Annotated in this window: 18 protein-coding genes; 9 read left to right on the top strand and 9 right to left on the bottom strand. The window is 58.8% G+C overall.

What is annotated here, in order from left to right; genetic code table 11:
- Window positions 1-99: 99 nt before the first annotated feature.
- The gene (gene dnaA, locus CFBP6623_RS00005) at window positions 100-1,563 is read left to right on the top strand and encodes a chromosomal replication initiator protein DnaA (RefSeq protein ID WP_225341493.1); all 1,464 of its coding nucleotides are present in this window, start codon (window positions 100-102) and stop codon (window positions 1,561-1,563) included.
- Window positions 1,564-1,637: 74 nt separating this feature from the next.
- Here dnaA and hemW read toward each other — a convergent pair whose 3' ends face one another.
- From hemW to rph, 3 genes are read right to left on the bottom strand one after another with little or no spacing between them, the layout of a single operon-like run.
- Window positions 1,638-2,837: a radical SAM family heme chaperone HemW gene (gene hemW, locus CFBP6623_RS00010; RefSeq protein ID WP_046799451.1), complete on the bottom strand. Its 1,200-nt coding sequence runs from the start codon at window positions 2,835-2,837 to the stop codon at window positions 1,638-1,640.
- A 5-nt stretch (window positions 2,838-2,842) separates the two neighbouring features.
- Entirely contained in the window at window positions 2,843-3,487 is a 645-nt protein-coding gene (gene rdgB / locus CFBP6623_RS00015; RefSeq protein ID WP_046799452.1) for an RdgB/HAM1 family non-canonical purine NTP pyrophosphatase, read from the bottom strand.
- A 17-nt stretch (window positions 3,488-3,504) separates the two neighbouring features.
- Window positions 3,505-4,221 (bottom strand): ribonuclease PH, encoded by a 717-nt coding sequence (gene rph, locus CFBP6623_RS00020; protein WP_080842377.1) that lies wholly within the window; start codon window positions 4,219-4,221, stop codon window positions 3,505-3,507.
- 136 nt (window positions 4,222-4,357) lie between these two features.
- Between rph and hrcA the strand changes: the two genes are divergently transcribed.
- Both hrcA and grpE read left to right on the top strand, forming a co-directional pair.
- A complete protein-coding gene (gene hrcA / locus CFBP6623_RS00025; protein ID WP_046799316.1) occupies window positions 4,358-5,449 on the top strand; it encodes a heat-inducible transcriptional repressor HrcA in 1,092 nt (363 codons plus the stop codon).
- A 113-nt stretch (window positions 5,450-5,562) separates the two neighbouring features.
- Complete coding sequence (grpE, locus tag CFBP6623_RS00030; RefSeq protein ID WP_046799317.1) at window positions 5,563-6,198, top strand: nucleotide exchange factor GrpE; 636 nt, start codon at window positions 5,563-5,565, stop codon at window positions 6,196-6,198.
- Between the two features lie 81 nt (window positions 6,199-6,279).
- Here the strand turns inward: grpE and ptsN are convergent, their stop codons facing one another.
- The 6 genes from ptsN to lptC form a co-directional block, all read right to left on the bottom strand.
- On the bottom strand, window positions 6,280-6,741 hold the full coding sequence (gene ptsN / locus CFBP6623_RS00035; protein WP_046799318.1) for a PTS IIA-like nitrogen regulatory protein PtsN: 462 nt from the start codon (window positions 6,739-6,741) through the stop codon (window positions 6,280-6,282).
- A gap of 82 nt (window positions 6,742-6,823) precedes the next feature.
- On the bottom strand, window positions 6,824-7,396 hold the full coding sequence (gene hpf / locus CFBP6623_RS00040; protein WP_046799319.1) for a ribosome hibernation-promoting factor, HPF/YfiA family: 573 nt from the start codon (window positions 7,394-7,396) through the stop codon (window positions 6,824-6,826).
- 234 nt (window positions 7,397-7,630) lie between these two features.
- Window positions 7,631-9,181, bottom strand: coding sequence for an RNA polymerase factor sigma-54 (gene rpoN / locus CFBP6623_RS00045; RefSeq protein ID WP_046799320.1), 1,551 nt, complete (start codon window positions 9,179-9,181; stop codon window positions 7,631-7,633).
- A gap of 153 nt (window positions 9,182-9,334) precedes the next feature.
- A complete protein-coding gene (gene lptB, locus CFBP6623_RS00050; RefSeq protein ID WP_046799321.1) occupies window positions 9,335-10,120 on the bottom strand; it encodes an LPS export ABC transporter ATP-binding protein in 786 nt (261 codons plus the stop codon).
- Window positions 10,121-10,153: 33 nt separating this feature from the next.
- Window positions 10,154-10,717, bottom strand: coding sequence for an LptA/OstA family protein (locus CFBP6623_RS00055; protein WP_046799322.1), 564 nt, complete (start codon window positions 10,715-10,717; stop codon window positions 10,154-10,156).
- Between the two features lie 13 nt (window positions 10,718-10,730).
- Window positions 10,731-11,396: an LPS export ABC transporter periplasmic protein LptC gene (gene lptC, locus CFBP6623_RS00060; protein ID WP_046799323.1), complete on the bottom strand. Its 666-nt coding sequence runs from the start codon at window positions 11,394-11,396 to the stop codon at window positions 10,731-10,733.
- 247 nt (window positions 11,397-11,643) lie between these two features.
- On the opposite strand from lptC, the gene sppA reads away from it, so the two are divergent.
- The 6 genes from sppA (at window position 11,644) to lspA (ending at window position 15,907) form a co-directional block, all read left to right on the top strand.
- A complete protein-coding gene (gene sppA, locus CFBP6623_RS00065) occupies window positions 11,644-12,597 on the top strand; it encodes a signal peptide peptidase SppA (protein WP_046799324.1) in 954 nt (317 codons plus the stop codon).
- A 26-nt stretch (window positions 12,598-12,623) separates the two neighbouring features.
- Window positions 12,624-12,929, top strand: a complete 306-nt coding sequence (locus CFBP6623_RS00070) for an integration host factor subunit beta (protein WP_046799325.1) — start codon at window positions 12,624-12,626, stop codon at window positions 12,927-12,929.
- A 65-nt stretch (window positions 12,930-12,994) separates the two neighbouring features.
- Window positions 12,995-13,336, top strand: coding sequence for a LapA family protein (locus CFBP6623_RS00075; RefSeq protein WP_046799326.1), 342 nt, complete (start codon window positions 12,995-12,997; stop codon window positions 13,334-13,336).
- Between the two features lie 92 nt (window positions 13,337-13,428).
- Window positions 13,429-14,562, top strand: coding sequence for a class I SAM-dependent rRNA methyltransferase (locus CFBP6623_RS00080; protein WP_046799327.1), 1,134 nt, complete (start codon window positions 13,429-13,431; stop codon window positions 14,560-14,562).
- Window positions 14,559-15,419 carry a TrmH family RNA methyltransferase gene (locus CFBP6623_RS00085; RefSeq protein ID WP_046799328.1) on the top strand — a complete coding sequence of 287 codons (861 nt, stop codon included), beginning with the start codon at window positions 14,559-14,561 and terminating at the stop codon, window positions 15,417-15,419. The genes CFBP6623_RS00080 and CFBP6623_RS00085 overlap by 4 nt, the downstream gene beginning before the upstream one ends.
- Window positions 15,419-15,907: a signal peptidase II gene (gene lspA, locus CFBP6623_RS00090; protein ID WP_046799329.1), complete on the top strand. Its 489-nt coding sequence runs from the start codon at window positions 15,419-15,421 to the stop codon at window positions 15,905-15,907. Before CFBP6623_RS00085 ends, lspA begins: the two co-directional genes overlap by 1 nt.
- The last annotated feature ends 17 nt before the right edge of the window (window positions 15,908-15,924 follow it).

Consider the following 15,924-nt stretch of genomic DNA (forward strand, 5'->3'; position numbering starts at 1 on the left):
ATGCAATTGAATTTGGCGATGGGTGCGGTGGCTGATGGGGACCGCGCACCGAAGGCATGTGATGCAGCTTGCTCTGATGCGGCAGGGGACAAATCGGCAATGAAGCACGATGCGCTGTTTGAGCGTTTTAGCGCGCGGCTCAAGGCACAGGTTGGTCCGGAAGTCTATGCAAGCTGGTTTGCACGGCTCAAACTCCATACCGTTTCGAAAAGCGTCGTCCGCTTCACCGTTCCGACGACCTTTCTGAAGTCCTGGATCAACAACCGTTACATGGATCTGATCACCAACCTCGTCCAGAGCGAGGATCCGGATGTGTTGAAGGTGGAGATTCTTGTCCGCTCGGCCAGCCGTCCGGTTCGACCGGCGCAGGCTGACGAACGGGTGCAGCCCGCACCTGAAGTCGGTGCGGCGCCGCGCAACAAGTCCTTCATTCCGTCGCAGCCCACGGCAGCACCCGCCGCACAGCCTGCGGCAGCGCAGGCAACCCTGCGTCAGGGCGGTTCCGGGCCGTTGTTCGGTTCGCCGCTGGATACGCGCTTCACCTTCGATACGTTTGTCGAAGGGTCGTCCAACCGTGTCGCACTTGCGGCGGCAAAGACGATCGCCGAAGCCGGCGCCGGCGCCGTGCGCTTCAACCCGCTGTTCATCCATGCGGGTGTTGGTCTCGGCAAGACGCATCTTCTGCAGGCCATTGCCAATGCCGCCATCGACAGCCCGCGCAATCCGCGCGTGGTCTATCTGACGGCTGAATATTTCATGTGGCGTTTTGCGACTGCGATCCGCGACAATGATGCGCTGACGCTGAAAGACACGTTGCGTAATATCGATCTGCTCGTCATCGACGACATGCAGTTCCTGCAGGGTAAGATGATCCAGCACGAATTCTGCCACCTGCTGAACATGCTGCTCGACAGCGCCAAGCAGGTCGTGGTTGCGGCTGATCGCGCGCCGTGGGAGCTGGAATCGCTCGATCCGCGTGTGCGGTCCCGTCTTCAGGGCGGCATGGCGATCGAGATCGAAGGTCCCGATTACGACATGCGGTATGAAATGCTCAACCGTCGTATGGGTTCGGCGCGCCAGGACGACCCGTCTTTCGAGATTTCGGACGAAATCCTGACCCACGTGGCCAAAAGCGTGACGGCGAGCGGACGCGAGCTTGAAGGTGCCTTCAACCAGCTGATGTTCCGGCGCTCTTTTGAGCCGAACCTCTCGGTTGACCGTGTCGACGAGCTGCTGTCGCACCTCGTCGGAAGCGGTGAAACCAAGCGCGTGCGCATCGAGGATATTCAGCGCATCGTCGCCAGACACTATAATGTGTCGCGACAGGAGCTGGTGTCCAACCGCCGCACCCGTGTCATCGTCAAGCCGCGCCAGATCGCCATGTATCTGGCCAAGATGCTGACGCCGCGCTCCTTCCCCGAGATCGGTCGCCGTTTTGGCGGTCGCGACCACACCACGGTTCTCCACGCGGTGCGCAAGATCGAGGAACTGATTTCCGGCGATACCAAGCTCGGCCACGAGGTTGAGCTGCTGAAACGCCTGATCAACGAAAACAACGCATGAAAAAAGCGGCCTCCGGGCCGCTTTTTTATTGGCTTCTCAATTCTAGATTGGTTGAGGGCAGGCCGTGCTGCCGGTCAGCAGGCGAGATCGGCGACCACGGCATCCAGAATAAGCATGCCCGAAGGCGTGCAGCGCAGGCGCGAATTGCCGAGCCTTTCCACGAAACCGTGCTGCAGCAGGAATTCCTCCTTCTCCGGGTCGAGATCGCGGCCGGAAAGATCGCTCCAGCGGGCCAGATCGATGCCTTCGCGCAGACGAAGCCCCATCAGCAGCAATTCGTCGGCCTGCTCGTCGACGCCCAGCATTTCCTGATCGACCATGCCGTGGCCTTCTCGCTCGACGGTCTCGAGCCAGGTCTCGGGGTGCCGCTCGGTGGCGGTGGCGAGCTTGGAGGCGCCTCTGGTCAAACGCCCATGCGCTCCGGGGCCGATGCCGGCATAATCGCCATAACGCCAGTAGGTGAGGTTATGGCGGCTTTCGGCGCCGGGGCGGGCATGGTTGGAAACCTCATAGGCCGGCATGCCGTAACGCTCGGTGATTTCCTGCGTCGCCTCATAAAGCACGGCCGAATGCTCACCGTCAGGCACGATGAGCTTGCCGGCCTTGTGCAGCCCATAAAAGGGCGTGCCTTCCTCGATGGTCAGCTGGTAGAGCGACAGATGGTCGACCGCATAGGACACCGCCTCTTTCAGCTCGGCATCCCATTCGGCCACCGTCTGCTTGGGGCGGGCATAGATCAGATCGAAGGACATGCGCGGAAAGATTTCCCGCGCCAGCCGGATGGCTTTCAGGGCATCGGCGACATCATGCAGGCGGCCGAGGAACTTCAGGTCCCGGTCGTTCAGTGCCTGCACGCCAAGCGAGACGCGGTTGACGCCCGCCGCGCGATAACCGCGAAACCGTTCCGCCTCGACGCTGGAAGGGTTGGCTTCCATGGTAATCTCGATACCATCGGGGACATGCCAGAAACGTGCAACGCCATCCAGAATGGCTGCAACCGTCTGCGGGTCCATCAGCGATGGCGTGCCGCCGCCCATGAAAATGCTGGTGACGACCCGCGGACCGCTGAGTGCCCGCATATGCTCCATTTCACGCAGGAAGGCTGCGGTAAACCGCTCCTGATCCACCGGCCGGTGGCGGACGTGGCTGTTGAAATCGCAATAGGGACATTTGGCCGCGCAGAAGGGCCAATGCAGATAGATCCCGAAACCGGGATCGCCCGTATCCGGCAGAAGCGATGCGCCGGGGGCAGAAAAATGATGCTCCCCGACCATCGGGTTCATGCCTCCAGGCAGGTTTCTACGAATTTTTTAAAGGCGCGCGCGCGGTGCGACAGCGCAAACGCGTCACCATGTTTCCAGCCATGTTTCGCATCGGCCGTCATCTCGCCGAATGTGGTGTCATAACCTTCCGGTTTGAAGATCGGATCGTAACCGAAACCGCTCGTTCCGCGCGGCGGCCACACCACGGTGCCTTCCACCTCGCCACGGAAATACTCGACATGACCGTCCGGCCAGGCAAGGCACAATACGCTGACGAAGCGGCCCGTGCGATCCTCGGCTTTCGATGCGCCGCGTTCGGCAAGCGCATCTTCAACCTTTTGCATTGCCATGGCGAAATCGCGCGTGCCGTCGGCCGTCTCTGCCCAATTGGCGGTGTAGACACCCGGTGCACCGTCCAGTGCGTCGATGACAAGACCGGAATCGTCGGACAGGGCCGGCAGGCCGGATGCCTTGGCGGAGGCAAGCGCCTTGATGGCGGCATTGTCCTCAAAGGTCGTGCCCGTCTCATCCGGCTCTGCGAAATTCAGCTCGGCGGCCGATTTGGCGGAAAAGCCGAAAGGTCCGATCAGATCGGCGATTTCGGCGATCTTGCCCTTGTTGTGGCTGGCGACGACGATCGTTCTGGTATCGAGCTTGCGCATCATGGTTTCCTGTCGGCTCAGGCGATTGCCTGCTTCTGAAGGGCGACCAGCTCGCTGCAGCCTGCCTTGGCAAGGCCAAGCAGCGTCAGGAATTCTTCTTCGGAGAAGGGCGCGCCTTCCGCCGTTCCCTGAACTTCAACGATACCGCCGGAGCCGGTGATGACAAAATTCGCGTCGGTCTCGGCGGAAGAGTCTTCCAGATAGTCGAGATCGATCACCGGCTGCTTGGCGAAGATGCCGCAGGAGATCGCGGCGATATGGTCTTTCAGAACCTTCTCGACCTTGATCATGTTGCGGGTTTCGATCCACTTCAGGCAATCATGCAGGGCAATCCATGCGCCGGTGATGGAGGCGGTGCGTGTGCCGCCGTCCGCCTGGATGACGTCGCAGTCGATGCTGATCTGGCGCTCCCCGAGCGCCTGCAGATCAACGACGGCGCGGAGCGAGCGGCCGATTAGGCGCTGGATTTCCTGCGTGCGCCCACCCTGCTTGCCAGCGGCGGCTTCGCGCTTCATGCGCTCATGGGTAGAGCGCGGCAGCATGCCGTATTCGGCGGTGACCCAGCCCTTGCCACTGTTGCGCAGCCACGGCGGCGTCTTTTCTTCAAGGCTTGCGGTGACGAGCACATGCGTGTCGCCGAATTTGACCAGACAGGAGCCTTCGGCGTGCTTCGAGAAATTGCGCTCGAAGGAAACCTTGCGCATCTGATCGGTTTTTCTGCCTGAAGGCCGCATATGATCCACTCTCCATGTTGGTTCCTGCCTTCTAAGGTGCGCTCCGGGCTTTTGCAAAGCCAATTTCCATTTTGCCGCAGCGGCGCGACGCATTATATTGGCCCAGAGTAGATTTGGGTGACAAAGAACGGACGAGATGGGTTTTTCAGCACCGCTTTCAAAAGATCAGGCATTGCTGCTGGATGAACGGTCGCGGGAAATTTTCCGGCGCATCGTCGAAGGCTATCTCGACACTGGCGAACCCCTGGGATCGCGCAGCCTGTCGCGGTTGCTGCCGATGTCGCTTTCGCCGGCTTCCGTGCGTAACGTCATGAGCGATCTCGAGGAACTGGGCCTCATCTATTCGCCACATATCAGCGCCGGGCGCCTGCCCACCCAGACGGGGCTGCGTTTCTTTGTCGACGCCTTCATGCAGGTGGGCGATCTGCCTGCCGACGAGCGGGCGAATATCGACCGGCAGATCGGCCCGGTCGCCGGCCACGAACAATCGCTGGAAGGGCTGCTGACGGAAGCGAGCCGCATGCTGTCGGGCATGTCGCGCGGCGCCGGCCTCGTGCTGACGGCCAAGAACGATGTCATCCTCAAACATGTCGAGTTCATTCGGCTGGAACCCACCAAGGCGCTTGCGGTGCTGGTGGGCGACCACAATCAGGTCGAAAACCGCATCATCGAATTGCCGGCTGGTATTTCCTCGTCGCAATTGACTGAGGCGGCCAATTTCATCAATGCCCATCTCTCCGGCCAGACGTTGCAGGAATTGCGTGGCCAGTTTCAGACGCAGCGGGCGGAGCTGCAATCGGAACTCGGCACGCTGGCGCAGGATCTCATCGAACGCGGCCTTGCCGTCTGGGCGGGTGACAATGAGGAGGGCAAGCTCGGCCGCCTCATCGTTCGCGGACGTTCCAACCTGCTCGAAGGGCTGGCCGGCGAAGAAGACATTGATCGTGTACGCCTGCTGTTCGATGATCTGGAGCGCAAGGAAAATCTCATCGAAATCCTCAACCTTGCGGAAAGCGGCTCGGGTGTGAGGATTTTCATTGGCTCGGAAAACAAGCTCTTTTCGCTGTCCGGTTCATCGCTCATCGTTGCGCCCTATCGCGATGATGACAACCGTGTCGTGGGTGCGGTCGGTGTGATCGGGCCAACGCGGCTGAATTACGCCCGTATCGTTCCCATGGTCGATTATACCGCCCAGATCATGGCCCGCCTTTCCCGGAAGCAAAGATAGGACAAGCCCGCAAGGTCAGAGAATGCGGCAAGCTTTTCGCCGCAAGCCTTGATTTTTGCCCGCCAAAGCTCGATATCGGGCGCAACCAACAATATTCAAATTTGGAGAACGTCATGACCGACGATACAAAAAAGCCCGGACCTGACGCGGACATCGCCGAAGAGTTTCTCGATCCCGCGCTCGCCGGCGAAGAGCCGACTGATGCCGCCGAACCCGATCCGGTCGAGCTGCTGAAGGCTGAAAATGCCGATCTGCGCGACAAGTTTCTGCGCCTCGCAGCCGAAATGGACAATCTTCGCCGCCGCACCGAGCGCGACGTCAAGGACGCCAAGGCCTATTCGCTGGCCGGCTTTGCGCGCGACATGCTCGCCGTTTCCGACAATCTTCGCCGCGCGCTCGAGGCTATTCCCGATGAGCTCAAGACCAATGGCGAAGCCGGTCTCAATGGCCTGATCGAAGGCGTCGAGATGACCGAACGTTCGATGTTGTCGACGCTCGAGCGCCATGGCGTCAAGAAGATCGACGCCGAGGGCCAGAAGTTCGATCCGAACTTCCACCAGGCCATGTTCGAAATTCCCAACCCGGCGGTTCCGAACAACACTGTGCTTCAGGTTATTCAAGCCGGTTTCACCATCGGCGACCGCGTCCTGCGCCCCGCCATGGTCGGCGTCGCCAAGGGTGGCCCGAAGGCGGAAACCGCCGCATCGGCAGAGCCCGGCACGGCCTCTCTCAATGAAAAGGATGCCTGAGGCATTCCTTCCCGCAATAAAAAACGCGCCCTTGAGGCGCGTTTTTTATTGTCATGAAAACCTGAGATCAGTGGCGACGGATCATGCCGCCGTCGCCTGTTCCTGATTGAGGAAAGCATAGATTGCCGTGTCGGAATCGGTGGCGCGCAGCTTAGCCACCAGTTCAGGGTCGCGCAGGGCGCGCGCAATTCGAGACAGTGCCTTCAGGTGATCCGCACCGGCGCCCTCAGGCGCAAGCAAAAGGAAAACCAGATCGACCGGCTGGTCGTCCAGCGCTTCGAAATCGACCGGTGTTTCAAGACGCGCGAAGACGCCCGTGATCTGATGAATGCTGGCGAGCTTGCCATGCGGAATGGCGATGCCATGGCCGACGCCAGTGGAGCCGAGCTTTTCACGCTGGAGGATGACGTCGAAAACTTCCCGTTCCGAGACTCCGGTAATTCTGGCTGCCTTTGCGGCCAGCTCCTGAAGCAATTGCTTTTTGGAATTCACCTTGAGGGCGGGAATAATCGCATCTTGTTGCAGCAAATCTGCCAACGCCATTCTCTTTTTCCTTCATGCCATCGAGACGATGCAGGAGGCAGAGACGCTTTCGCGTTCTGCCTCCCACGTCTTGTCAGACTGTTCAGCTCTTGATCGTTTCCGCGTCGATCCAGCCAATATTGCCGTCATGACGTCGGTAGACGATGTTGAGATATTCCTTGCCCGGGCTGCGGAATAGCAGAACCGGTTCGTCCGTCATGTCGAGCGCCATCACGGCGCTGGCAACGGACATTGTCTTTATCTGTTTCGAACTCTCCGCGACGATGGTGGGTGCGTAATCCTCGGGAACCTCATGGTCCTCATCGGGAACAGCATCCATCACCGTATAGGCGATTTCCTGCGACACGCCATTCGAACCGTTGTGATGGTCCTTCAGCTTGCGCTTATAGCGACGCAGGCGCTTCTCGATCCGCTCTGCGGCGGCATCGAAGCTTGCCTGCGGATCATTTGCCTGACCCGCCGCATGCAATACAACGCCCGTATCGAGATGCAGCTTGCAGTCGGCGGCAAAACGCGATCCCGACTTCTCCACGGTTACCTGGCCTGAATACCCCCCATCGAAGTATTTGGTAACTGCCAGACCTATATTGTCCTCAATCCGCTGACGGAAAGATTCACCGATCTCCATATGTTTACCAGATACACGCACACTCATGGAAATTTTCCTTTTTGTAGTGATTTGCGAGTACCAGCTTACGTCAAGCCGCGCGCGCATCCAAGCGTTTCGAAGACCTTAAAAAGCCTCCATTCGAATTTTACGCCCATGGACGGTGGAGATGAATCCGTTACAAATGACCTTGCTTACGTGTGCGGCGGGCTTCTAGCCCCTGGCGTGATAAGAGTCAATGGTGCGGCAAAAAAGCGCTCCAAACGTGATCACGCGCACCGCTCAGAAGACTGACAACCTGGCGAGCGCCTTCTTTTCGCGGCGTCTCTGGACCGAGGAGGGGATGTTCATCGCCTCACGATATTTGGCGACAGTGCGGCGGGCGAGATCAACCCCGCTCTTTTTCAGATTGTCGACGATGTCGTCATCGGAAAGCACCGCCTCGGCGGCCTCCTGTGCGATCATGGTCTTGATGCGGTGACGCACCGCTTCCGCCGAATGGCTGTCGCCGCCTTCAACCGCGCTGATCGAGACGCTGAAGAAATATTTGAGCTCGAACAGCCCGCGCGGCGTCAGCATGTATTTCTTCGATGTCACCCGGCTGACGGTGGATTCGTGCATCTTGATGGCGTCGGCCACCGTCTTGAGGTTCAGCGGGCGCAGATGATCGACGCCATTGACGAGAAAGGCGTCCTGCTGGCGCACGATCTCGGTCGCTACCTTCATGATCGTCCGGGCGCGCTGGTCGAGGCTGCGGGTCAGCCAGTGAGCTGTCTGCATGCATTCGGAGAGGAAATCCTGGTCCTCTCCTGCGCGCGCCTTGTGTTTCGAAACCTCGGCAAAGTAGCTCTGGTTGATGAGCACGCGCGGCAGGGTTTCGGGATTTATCTCCACAAGCCAGCCGCCGGATGAGGAGGCTCGAACGATGATATCAGGGACGATCGTCTCCGAAACGGTCGAATCATAACCCGCGCCGGGACGCGGATTGAGCGTCCGGATTTCCGCCAGCATGTCGAGAAGATCCTCTTCATCGACCCCGCAGAGTTTTTTCAGGGACGCGAAGTCGCGCTTGGCCAGAAGCTCCAGATTGTCGATCAAGGCCCGCATTGCCGGATCGAGCCGATCCCTCTGGGCGAGCTGGATTGCCAGACATTCGCTCAAGGAACGGGAAAACACGCCCGGAGGATCGAAGCCCTGAAGGGTCTTTAAAACATGCTCCACCGCCGCCGGCGCCGTTCCCAGCCGGTCGGCGACATCATCGACGGCATCCGCTGCGATATATCCGGTTTCGTCGAGCTGGCCGATCAGCGCATCGGCGATCATGCGGTCCTCGGTGGAGGATATGGCCAGCGGTAATTGCTGACTGAGATGGTCACCAAGGCTCTGTTTCGCGGCGACGAAATCGTCAAGATCATAGCTTTCGCCGGATTCCTGCCCGGGCATGGATTTCCACTGGCTTGCCAGTTCGGGCGCATCGGCCTTTCTGGGCTCGGCATCATCAGGGAAGACATTTTCGAAGCTGGTATCGAGTTGTTCGCCGAGATTTGCGGCGCGGTCGCCGTACCAGTCGTCGCTGTCGGCCGTTACCGTAGGGTTTTTATCCGAAGCTTCGCCGTCGGCATCGCCGAAATTATCCGCAGTATCAGGGATGTCACTGCCCAAATCGCCGTCGTTTGCCGCAATTTCCAGCAGCGGATTACGCTCCACCTCCTGCGCAATAAACTGCGTCAGCTCGAAATGCGTCATCTGAAGCAGCTGGATGGACTGCATCAGTTGCGGTGTCATGACGAGAGACTGGTTTTGACGCAGCAAAAGGCTGGCAGACAATGCCATGGCGGACGCGAAACTCCCCTTACAGCTTCTCCATTGCCACAGTTTTCATAAATTTTGAGAAGGCAAAGAAACTTGGCCCAAAAATTGCTTTTTTATCTTGTTTGGTCAAGCGTCGGCGCGGGGCGCGATGAAGAATCTTTCGCGCCCGCAAGCTTAAAGGCTGAAATTATTGCCGAGGTAGAGCCGGCGCACGTCCGGATTGTTGACGATATCGTCCGCGCGACCGTGGGTCAGAACCTCACCGGCATGGATGATATAGGCACGGTCGATGAGGCCAAGCGTTTCGCGGACATTGTGGTCGGTGATGAGAACACCAATCCCGCGTGCGGTCAGATGTCTGACGAGATTCTGGATGTCGCTGACCGAAATCGGATCAACACCGGCAAAAGGCTCGTCCAGCAGCATGAAAGTCGGATCGGTCGCCAGAGCGCGGGCGATCTCAAGGCGACGGCGTTCACCGCCCGACAGTGCGACTGCCGGCGACTTGCGCAGCTGGGCAATGTGGAACTCTTCCAGCAGCTCATCAAGCTTGCGGTTCCGTTTGACACTGTCCGGTTCGTGGACTTCAAGCACGGCGCGGATGTTTTCCTCGACCGTCAGCCCGCGAAAAATCGAGGCTTCCTGCGGCAGATATCCGACGCCGAGGCGCGCACGCCTGTACATCGGCATGCCGGTCACATCGTTGCCATTGATGGCGATCTTGCCGCTATCGACGGGTACGAGCCCCGTGATCATGTAAAAACAGGTTGTCTTGCCGGCGCCATTCGGACCCAGCAGCCCCACGGCTTCGCCGCGGCGCACGACAAGCGACACGCCGTTGACCACCCGGCGCGTATTATAGGTCTTCGTCAGACCATGCGCGATCAGCGTGCCTTCATAGCGGGCCTTGTCGGCCTGTGATGCCGCTTCCACGGATGGGTTGCGCCCACCGCCAAACATTTTTGAGATCGAAGGTATCTTCACGAGGTGAGACTACTGTTTTTTCTGCGATTTCGGATCGAGCATGATCCGAACGGGGCCGCCGCAGCTTTCAAGCTTCGCCTGTCCCGAATTCATCAAGACAGTGAGCTTGCAGCCGGTGAAGACATTGGTGCCCTCGGACAGAACGACCTGCTTGCCCGTAAGGATAAAGGTCTGCGCCGCCATGTCGAATTCGCCGTGATCGGCCGTGGCCTTCTGGGTCTCGGACGTCAGATAGACATTATTATCGACGAAGATTTTTTCGATATTGGCGTCACCGCTGGTGAGCGAAGAACCCTCGCCCTTGTAGTTGACCGTCATCTTGCCGGCCTGAAGGGTGGTCGTGCCCTGCACAACTTTCACGTTTCCGGTGAAGTAGGCCTTGCGCTCCTGATCCCGGATTTCGAGCTGGTCGCTTTCAATCGCGATCGGCTGGTCGCTGGAGAGCTTTACACCCTGCATATTGCTGGTGGTGCTCTGGGCGAAAGCCACGGTTGCGAGACAGGAGAAAACAAGACCTGCGGCTGCAACGCCTGCGGATCTGCCAAGGGAAACGGGACGGGAAACTTGCATCATCTGGACCGGGCTCTCACTTGGCTTCATTTTTGATATTGGATGCAGCGATACGTGCCCGTACCTGCCCCGAAAATGTAATAGTCTTGCCATTATCGGCGATATCAATCGATTGCGCAACAATGGCACCGTCGTTTGTTTTGATCGAAACGGGCTCTTTGCTGCTCATTTTTCCGGCCTTCAAATCAACATCCGCAGACTGGAACTTCGCTTGTATGCCATTGCTGAGATTGATGTCAAAAGGTGCCGTCATCTTCAGCGTATTGGTGGCCCGGTCGAAAATGCCTTCCTTGGCGATCACCTGTGCGACGCTGTCATTGACAGGCACTGCGGCCAGAACCTTCTCCAGCGTCATCAGGTTGGGATTGGCGATATCCTGCAACGCACGGTCGGCGTTCATGGAATAATCGATCCCCTTCTCGTTGCGGCCGGCAACGGCAGGTTTTTCCATCACGATCTTGCCGTCTTCGATCCTTGCGCTTTCCAGCGAAACCTCGTCGGGCGCCCAGGTGCGGATGAGCGAAACGGCGATGAAGGCGAGCGAAATCACCGCTGCGCTGAGCGGCAGGATGATTTTCAACCGTTTCACGCGCGCGGAATGTCGCAGAGCGCGCTCATAAGCGCCGTTCTGGTCATTGGGCAGCGGAAATGCTGGCGCGGGTTCGCGGAGTCGTTCAAGCATAAGAGTGGGTCCGGAAACTTCCTGGGCGCCATTTTTGGCGCGCAATTGAAGCTTGTATGTTTATCTTAATGTGTTTGGCACGAGTGCTTTGTCCTGCCAATATGGTTTTTGTCTGGAAAGGTGCAAGGGAAATGCGAATTTTATCGTAATTCTGGTTTCCTTATTGTTTCCTTGCGGCTTCGCGCTAGAAGAACCATATGGCCGTGAAGCACACGTGGCGTCAAAGGCCGGATGGCAGAGGTTTTCGATGGATAATATGGCGATAGCGGATCGCAGGCGATTGCGCCGCAAGCTGACTTTCTGGCGGATTGCCGCTGTTTTGCTGTTTGTCGTCGGTATTTTCGGCCTTTACCGGTTTTTCTGGACCGAGCCGCAGCAAAGCGCCAAGCCCCATATCGCCCGCGTCGAGATTTCCGGCCTGATCCAGGACAATACAGAACTCCTGGAACGGCTCGACAAGATCGCCAAGAGCGACAATGTCAAAGGGCTGATCGTGTCGATATCCTCGCCGGGCGGCACCACCTATGGCGGTGAGCGCATCTTCAAGGCTATTCGCGGCGTTGCGGAAAAGAAGCCGGTCGTTTCCGACGTCCGCACTCTGGCCGCCTCCGCCGGTTACATGATCGCTTCGGCCGGCGATGTCATCGTCGCGGGGGAAACCTCGATCACCGGTTCGATCGGTGTGATTTTTCAATATCCCCAGGTCGGCCAGCTGATGGACAAGCTCGGGGTCTCGCTGCAGGAAATCAAGTCCTCCCCGTTGAAGGCGGAACCTTCGCCGTTCCACGAGGCGCCTGAAGAGGCAAAGACCATGATCCGCGCCATGGTGATGGACAGCTATGGCTGGTTTGTCGACCTTGTGGCCGATCGTCGCAAGCTGCCGCGTGAGGATGTGCTGAAACTGGCGGATGGATCGATTTTCACCGGCAGGCAGGCGCTCGCCAATAAGCTGGTTGATACGCTCGGTGGCGAAAAGGAAATCCGCGGCTATCTCGAAACACACGGCGTCGCCAAGGATTTGCCGATCGTCGAATGGCGCGCGCCGTCGTCCCGCTCGCCTTTTTCGTTTTTCAGTGTTGCGCAAATAGCGAAGTTTCTGGGATATGACGATTTAATTCCCTTTGCGGGACCCGGCCAGCTCGGTGCGGACAAGTTGTTTCTTGACGGTCTTGTTTCCGTTTGGCAGGTTGGGCCACGTTAAAAATCCAATTCTTTCAGGGGGCAACCGTGATCAAATCTGAACTGGTGCAGATCGTTGCTGCGCGTAACCCGCACCTTTATCACCGTGACGTGGAAAACATCGTCAATGCGGTGCTGGATGAAATCACCGATGCCCTGGCGGGTGGAAATCGTGTCGAGCTTCGTGGTTTCGGCGCATTTTCGGTGAAAAACCGACCTTCACGTTCAGGGCGGAACCCGCGCACGGGCGAATCGGTTTTCGTCGAGGAAAAATGGGTGCCTTTCTTCAAGACGGGCAAGGAGCTGCGTGAGCGCCTGAACCCCGGAATGGGTGACGAAGAAGAGGACGATTGATCGTCCCGGACGCAGGATGCCGGAAACGGAGCCGGCGGAACCCCGCAGCGATGGAGTAATGTCGGATGTCGAAAAAAATCATCAACCTCATCATCCTGCTTCCGCTGGCGATTATCCTCGTCATCCTGTGCGTGGCCAACCGTCAGGCCGTGACGCTTGCACTCAATCCCTTCCGTCCCGATGACGGCGTTCTGTCCTTCACCGCGCCGTTCTTCGTATTCCTGTTTCTGGCCGTCATTGCTGGCGTGCTGCTGGGATCGGCAGCCACATGGTTTGCGCAGGGCAAACATCGCAAACGCGCCCGTATCGAAGCCAGGGAAGCCGTTCGCTGGCATGACGAGGCGAACCGCCAGAAGGCGACTGCAGCCGCGCAGCTTCCGAATGCGGGACAACTCCCGGCAAAGTGATATAGCCGACAGTCGTTCCGGCTCTAGTCGAGCGGCGTGCGGAATGCTATTTGCTGCGCCATAAGACGCGGGCAGAAGCGGAAAGATTTCCATTGAAGAAAAAAGACAGCCGGCCGGGCAATCGTGCACGGGCCGGGAGCGAGAAAAAACAGGTTCATGCCGCAAGGCCGGCGCGACGCGCGGAAGCAGCACCGAAAAAGCGCGAACCCGACGCGGTTAGCAGCGTGCCGAAACCTGAACCGAAGGAAAAGGTTGCTGCTGCACCGGCGATTGAGCAGGCACCTGCACGGCCGCTCAAGCAGCGCACCGGTGAACGTCCCGCAGAACGGGTTCCGGTCATTCTGGAATCGAGCGGTGCGGGCGATTTTCACCTGATCGACAGCGGCAATGGCCTGAAGCTCGAACAATATGGCGACTACCGCGTCGTCCGTCCCGAGGCGCAGGCCTTGTGGCAACCGTCGGTTCCTGACCGGGTGTGGCAGAATGCCGACGCCATTTTCAGCGGCGATACGGATGAGGACGGCATGGGCCGTTGGCGCTTTCCGAAGACGGCGCTCGGCGAAACCTGGCCCTTGTCCCTGCTCGGCGTTGAATTTCTGGGCCGTTTCACCGCCTTCCGTCACGTCGGCGTCTTCCCGGAACAGATCGTCCATTGGGAATGGCTGAAACATGCCGTCGAGACGGCTGACCGGCCGCTGAAAGTGCTGAACCTGTTCGGTTACACCGGCGTCGCCTCGCTGGTTGCGGCCTCTGCGGGGGCTGAAGTCACCCATGTCGATGCCTCCAAGAAAGCGATTGGCTGGGCCAAGGAAAATCAGGCGCTTGCCGGGCTTGAACAGGCGCCGATCCGCTGGATTTGCGAAGATGCGATGAAGTTCATCCAGCGTGAGGAGCGTCGCGGCAGCACCTATGACATCATTCTTACCGACCCGCCGAAATTCGGCCGCGGCACCCATGGCGAGGTCTGGCAATTGTTCGACCATCTGCCGCTGATGCTGGATATCTGCCGGGAAATCCTCTCACCCAAGGCGCTCGGCCTGGTGCTGACGGCCTATTCCATCAGGGCCAGTTTTTATTCGATGCACGAGTTGATGCGCGAGACCATGCGCGGCGCCGGTGGCGTCGTCGCGTCAGGGGAACTCGTCATTCGTGAGGCAGGGCTTGACGGCAAGACGCCGGGCCGGGTGCTTTCCACATCGCTGTTCAGTCGCTGGGAGCCGAAATGATGAAGGATATGCGCGAAAACACGACGCGCCGGGTTGGCCAGGTCAAGGAAGTGACCAGTCTTGCCAATCCCATCATCAAGGATATCAAGGCGCTCACCCAAAAAAAGGGCAGGGAAGAGACCGGTACCTTCATGGCGGAAGGCCTGAAGCTGGTCATCGATGCCCTCGAACTGGGCTGGACGATCAAGACGCTGGTTTATGCCAAGGCCGCCAAGGGCAAGCCGCTGGTGGAGCAGGCCGCGGTAAAGACCGTCGCGTCCGGTGGTCTGGTACTCGAGGTCAGCGAAAAGGTCATCGCCTCGATCACCCGCCGCGACAATCCGCAGATGGTCGTCGGCATTTTCGAACAGAAATGGGCCTCGCTCAGGGATATTCGCCCGGAAAAGGGTGAGACCTATATCGCGCTCGACCGAGTGCGTGATCCCGGCAATCTCGGCACCATCATCCGCACCGCCGATGCGGCTGGCGCCTCGGGCGTCATTCTGGTCGGCGACTGCACCGATCCCTTCTCGCTGGAAACAGTTCGCGCCACCATGGGTTCGGTTTTCGCCATGCCGGTGGCCCGCGCCTCGGTTGAAGAATTCCTGTCCTGGAAGAAATCGGCGCAGGTCAGCGTCGTCGCCACCCATCTCTCGGGTTCCGTGGATTATCGAAAGATCGACTATGCCGGCAAGCCGGTCGTGCTTTTGATGGGTAACGAGCAATCCGGCCTGCCGCCGGAACTGGCTGGCAAGGCGGATCAATTGGCGCGCATCCCCCAGCAGGGCCGTGCCGACAGCCTCAATCTCGCCATCGCAACCGCCGTGATGCTTTTCGAAGCACGGCGACATCTCCTCGAACTGGCACCGGTGAAGTAATGGCCAAAGCGGCACTGTTTTCGAAATTCGGCCCGGCTTTCGCGCTGATCGTCGCCGCGCTGGTGCTGGACCAGATCGTCAAACAACTGGTTGAAGCCTATCTGCCATTGCAGGAGATGGTGCCAGTCATTCCGTTTCTGGCGCTTTACCGCACCTATAATCTCGGCGTCGCATTTTCGATGCTGTCGGACATGCAGGGCTGGTTCATCGTCAGCATGCGGCTCGTTATCGTTGTTTTCGTGCTGTGGCTATGGCGCAAGACGGCAGCGGACCGCACCTTCGCCCATCTCGGCTTTGCCTTCATCATCGCGGGTGCTGCCGGCAATCTTCTCGACCGTTTTCTCTATGGACACGTCATCGACTACATCCTGTTTCATACGCAGACATGGTCCTTCGCCGTTTTCAATCTGGCTGACAGTTTCATAACCATTGGTGCGGCCTGCGTCATTCTTGACGAATTTCTGCACGCCCGGGCGGCTAAAAAGTAAAATTTTAGGGTTTCCAC

This window comes from Agrobacterium tumefaciens (assembly GCF_005221385.1).
Classification (GTDB): Bacteria; Pseudomonadota; Alphaproteobacteria; order Rhizobiales; family Rhizobiaceae; genus Agrobacterium; species Agrobacterium tomkonis.

What these genes read in the sequence shown, in the direction of transcription:
- dnaA (WP_225341493.1), top strand. Translation starts at nt 100, where the DNA reads ATGAAGCACGATGCGCTGTTTGAGCGTTTTAGCGCGCGGCTCAAGGCA.
- hemW (WP_046799451.1), bottom strand. Translation starts at nt 2,837, where the DNA reads ATGGTCGGGGAGCATCATTTTTCTGCCCCCGGCGCATCGCTTCTGCCG.
- rdgB (WP_046799452.1), bottom strand. Translation starts at nt 3,487, where the DNA reads ATGCGCAAGCTCGATACCAGAACGATCGTCGTCGCCAGCCACAACAAG.
- rph (WP_080842377.1), bottom strand. Translation starts at nt 4,221, where the DNA reads ATGCGGCCTTCAGGCAGAAAAACCGATCAGATGCGCAAGGTTTCCTTC.
- hrcA (WP_046799316.1), top strand. Translation starts at nt 4,358, where the DNA reads ATGGGTTTTTCAGCACCGCTTTCAAAAGATCAGGCATTGCTGCTGGAT.
- grpE (WP_046799317.1), top strand. Translation starts at nt 5,563, where the DNA reads ATGACCGACGATACAAAAAAGCCCGGACCTGACGCGGACATCGCCGAA.
- ptsN (WP_046799318.1), bottom strand. Translation starts at nt 6,741, where the DNA reads ATGGCGTTGGCAGATTTGCTGCAACAAGATGCGATTATTCCCGCCCTC.
- hpf (WP_046799319.1), bottom strand. Translation starts at nt 7,396, where the DNA reads ATGAGTGTGCGTGTATCTGGTAAACATATGGAGATCGGTGAATCTTTC.
- rpoN (WP_046799320.1), bottom strand. Translation starts at nt 9,181, where the DNA reads ATGGCATTGTCTGCCAGCCTTTTGCTGCGTCAAAACCAGTCTCTCGTC.
- lptB (WP_046799321.1), bottom strand. Translation starts at nt 10,120, where the DNA reads ATGTTTGGCGGTGGGCGCAACCCATCCGTGGAAGCGGCATCACAGGCC.
- CFBP6623_RS00055 (WP_046799322.1), bottom strand. Translation starts at nt 10,717, where the DNA reads ATGATGCAAGTTTCCCGTCCCGTTTCCCTTGGCAGATCCGCAGGCGTT.
- lptC (WP_046799323.1), bottom strand. Translation starts at nt 11,396, where the DNA reads ATGCTTGAACGACTCCGCGAACCCGCGCCAGCATTTCCGCTGCCCAAT.
- sppA (WP_046799324.1), top strand. Translation starts at nt 11,644, where the DNA reads ATGGATAATATGGCGATAGCGGATCGCAGGCGATTGCGCCGCAAGCTG.
- CFBP6623_RS00075 (WP_046799326.1), top strand. Translation starts at nt 12,995, where the DNA reads ATGTCGAAAAAAATCATCAACCTCATCATCCTGCTTCCGCTGGCGATT.
- CFBP6623_RS00085 (WP_046799328.1), top strand. Translation starts at nt 14,559, where the DNA reads ATGATGAAGGATATGCGCGAAAACACGACGCGCCGGGTTGGCCAGGTC.
- lspA (WP_046799329.1), top strand. Translation starts at nt 15,419, where the DNA reads ATGGCCAAAGCGGCACTGTTTTCGAAATTCGGCCCGGCTTTCGCGCTG.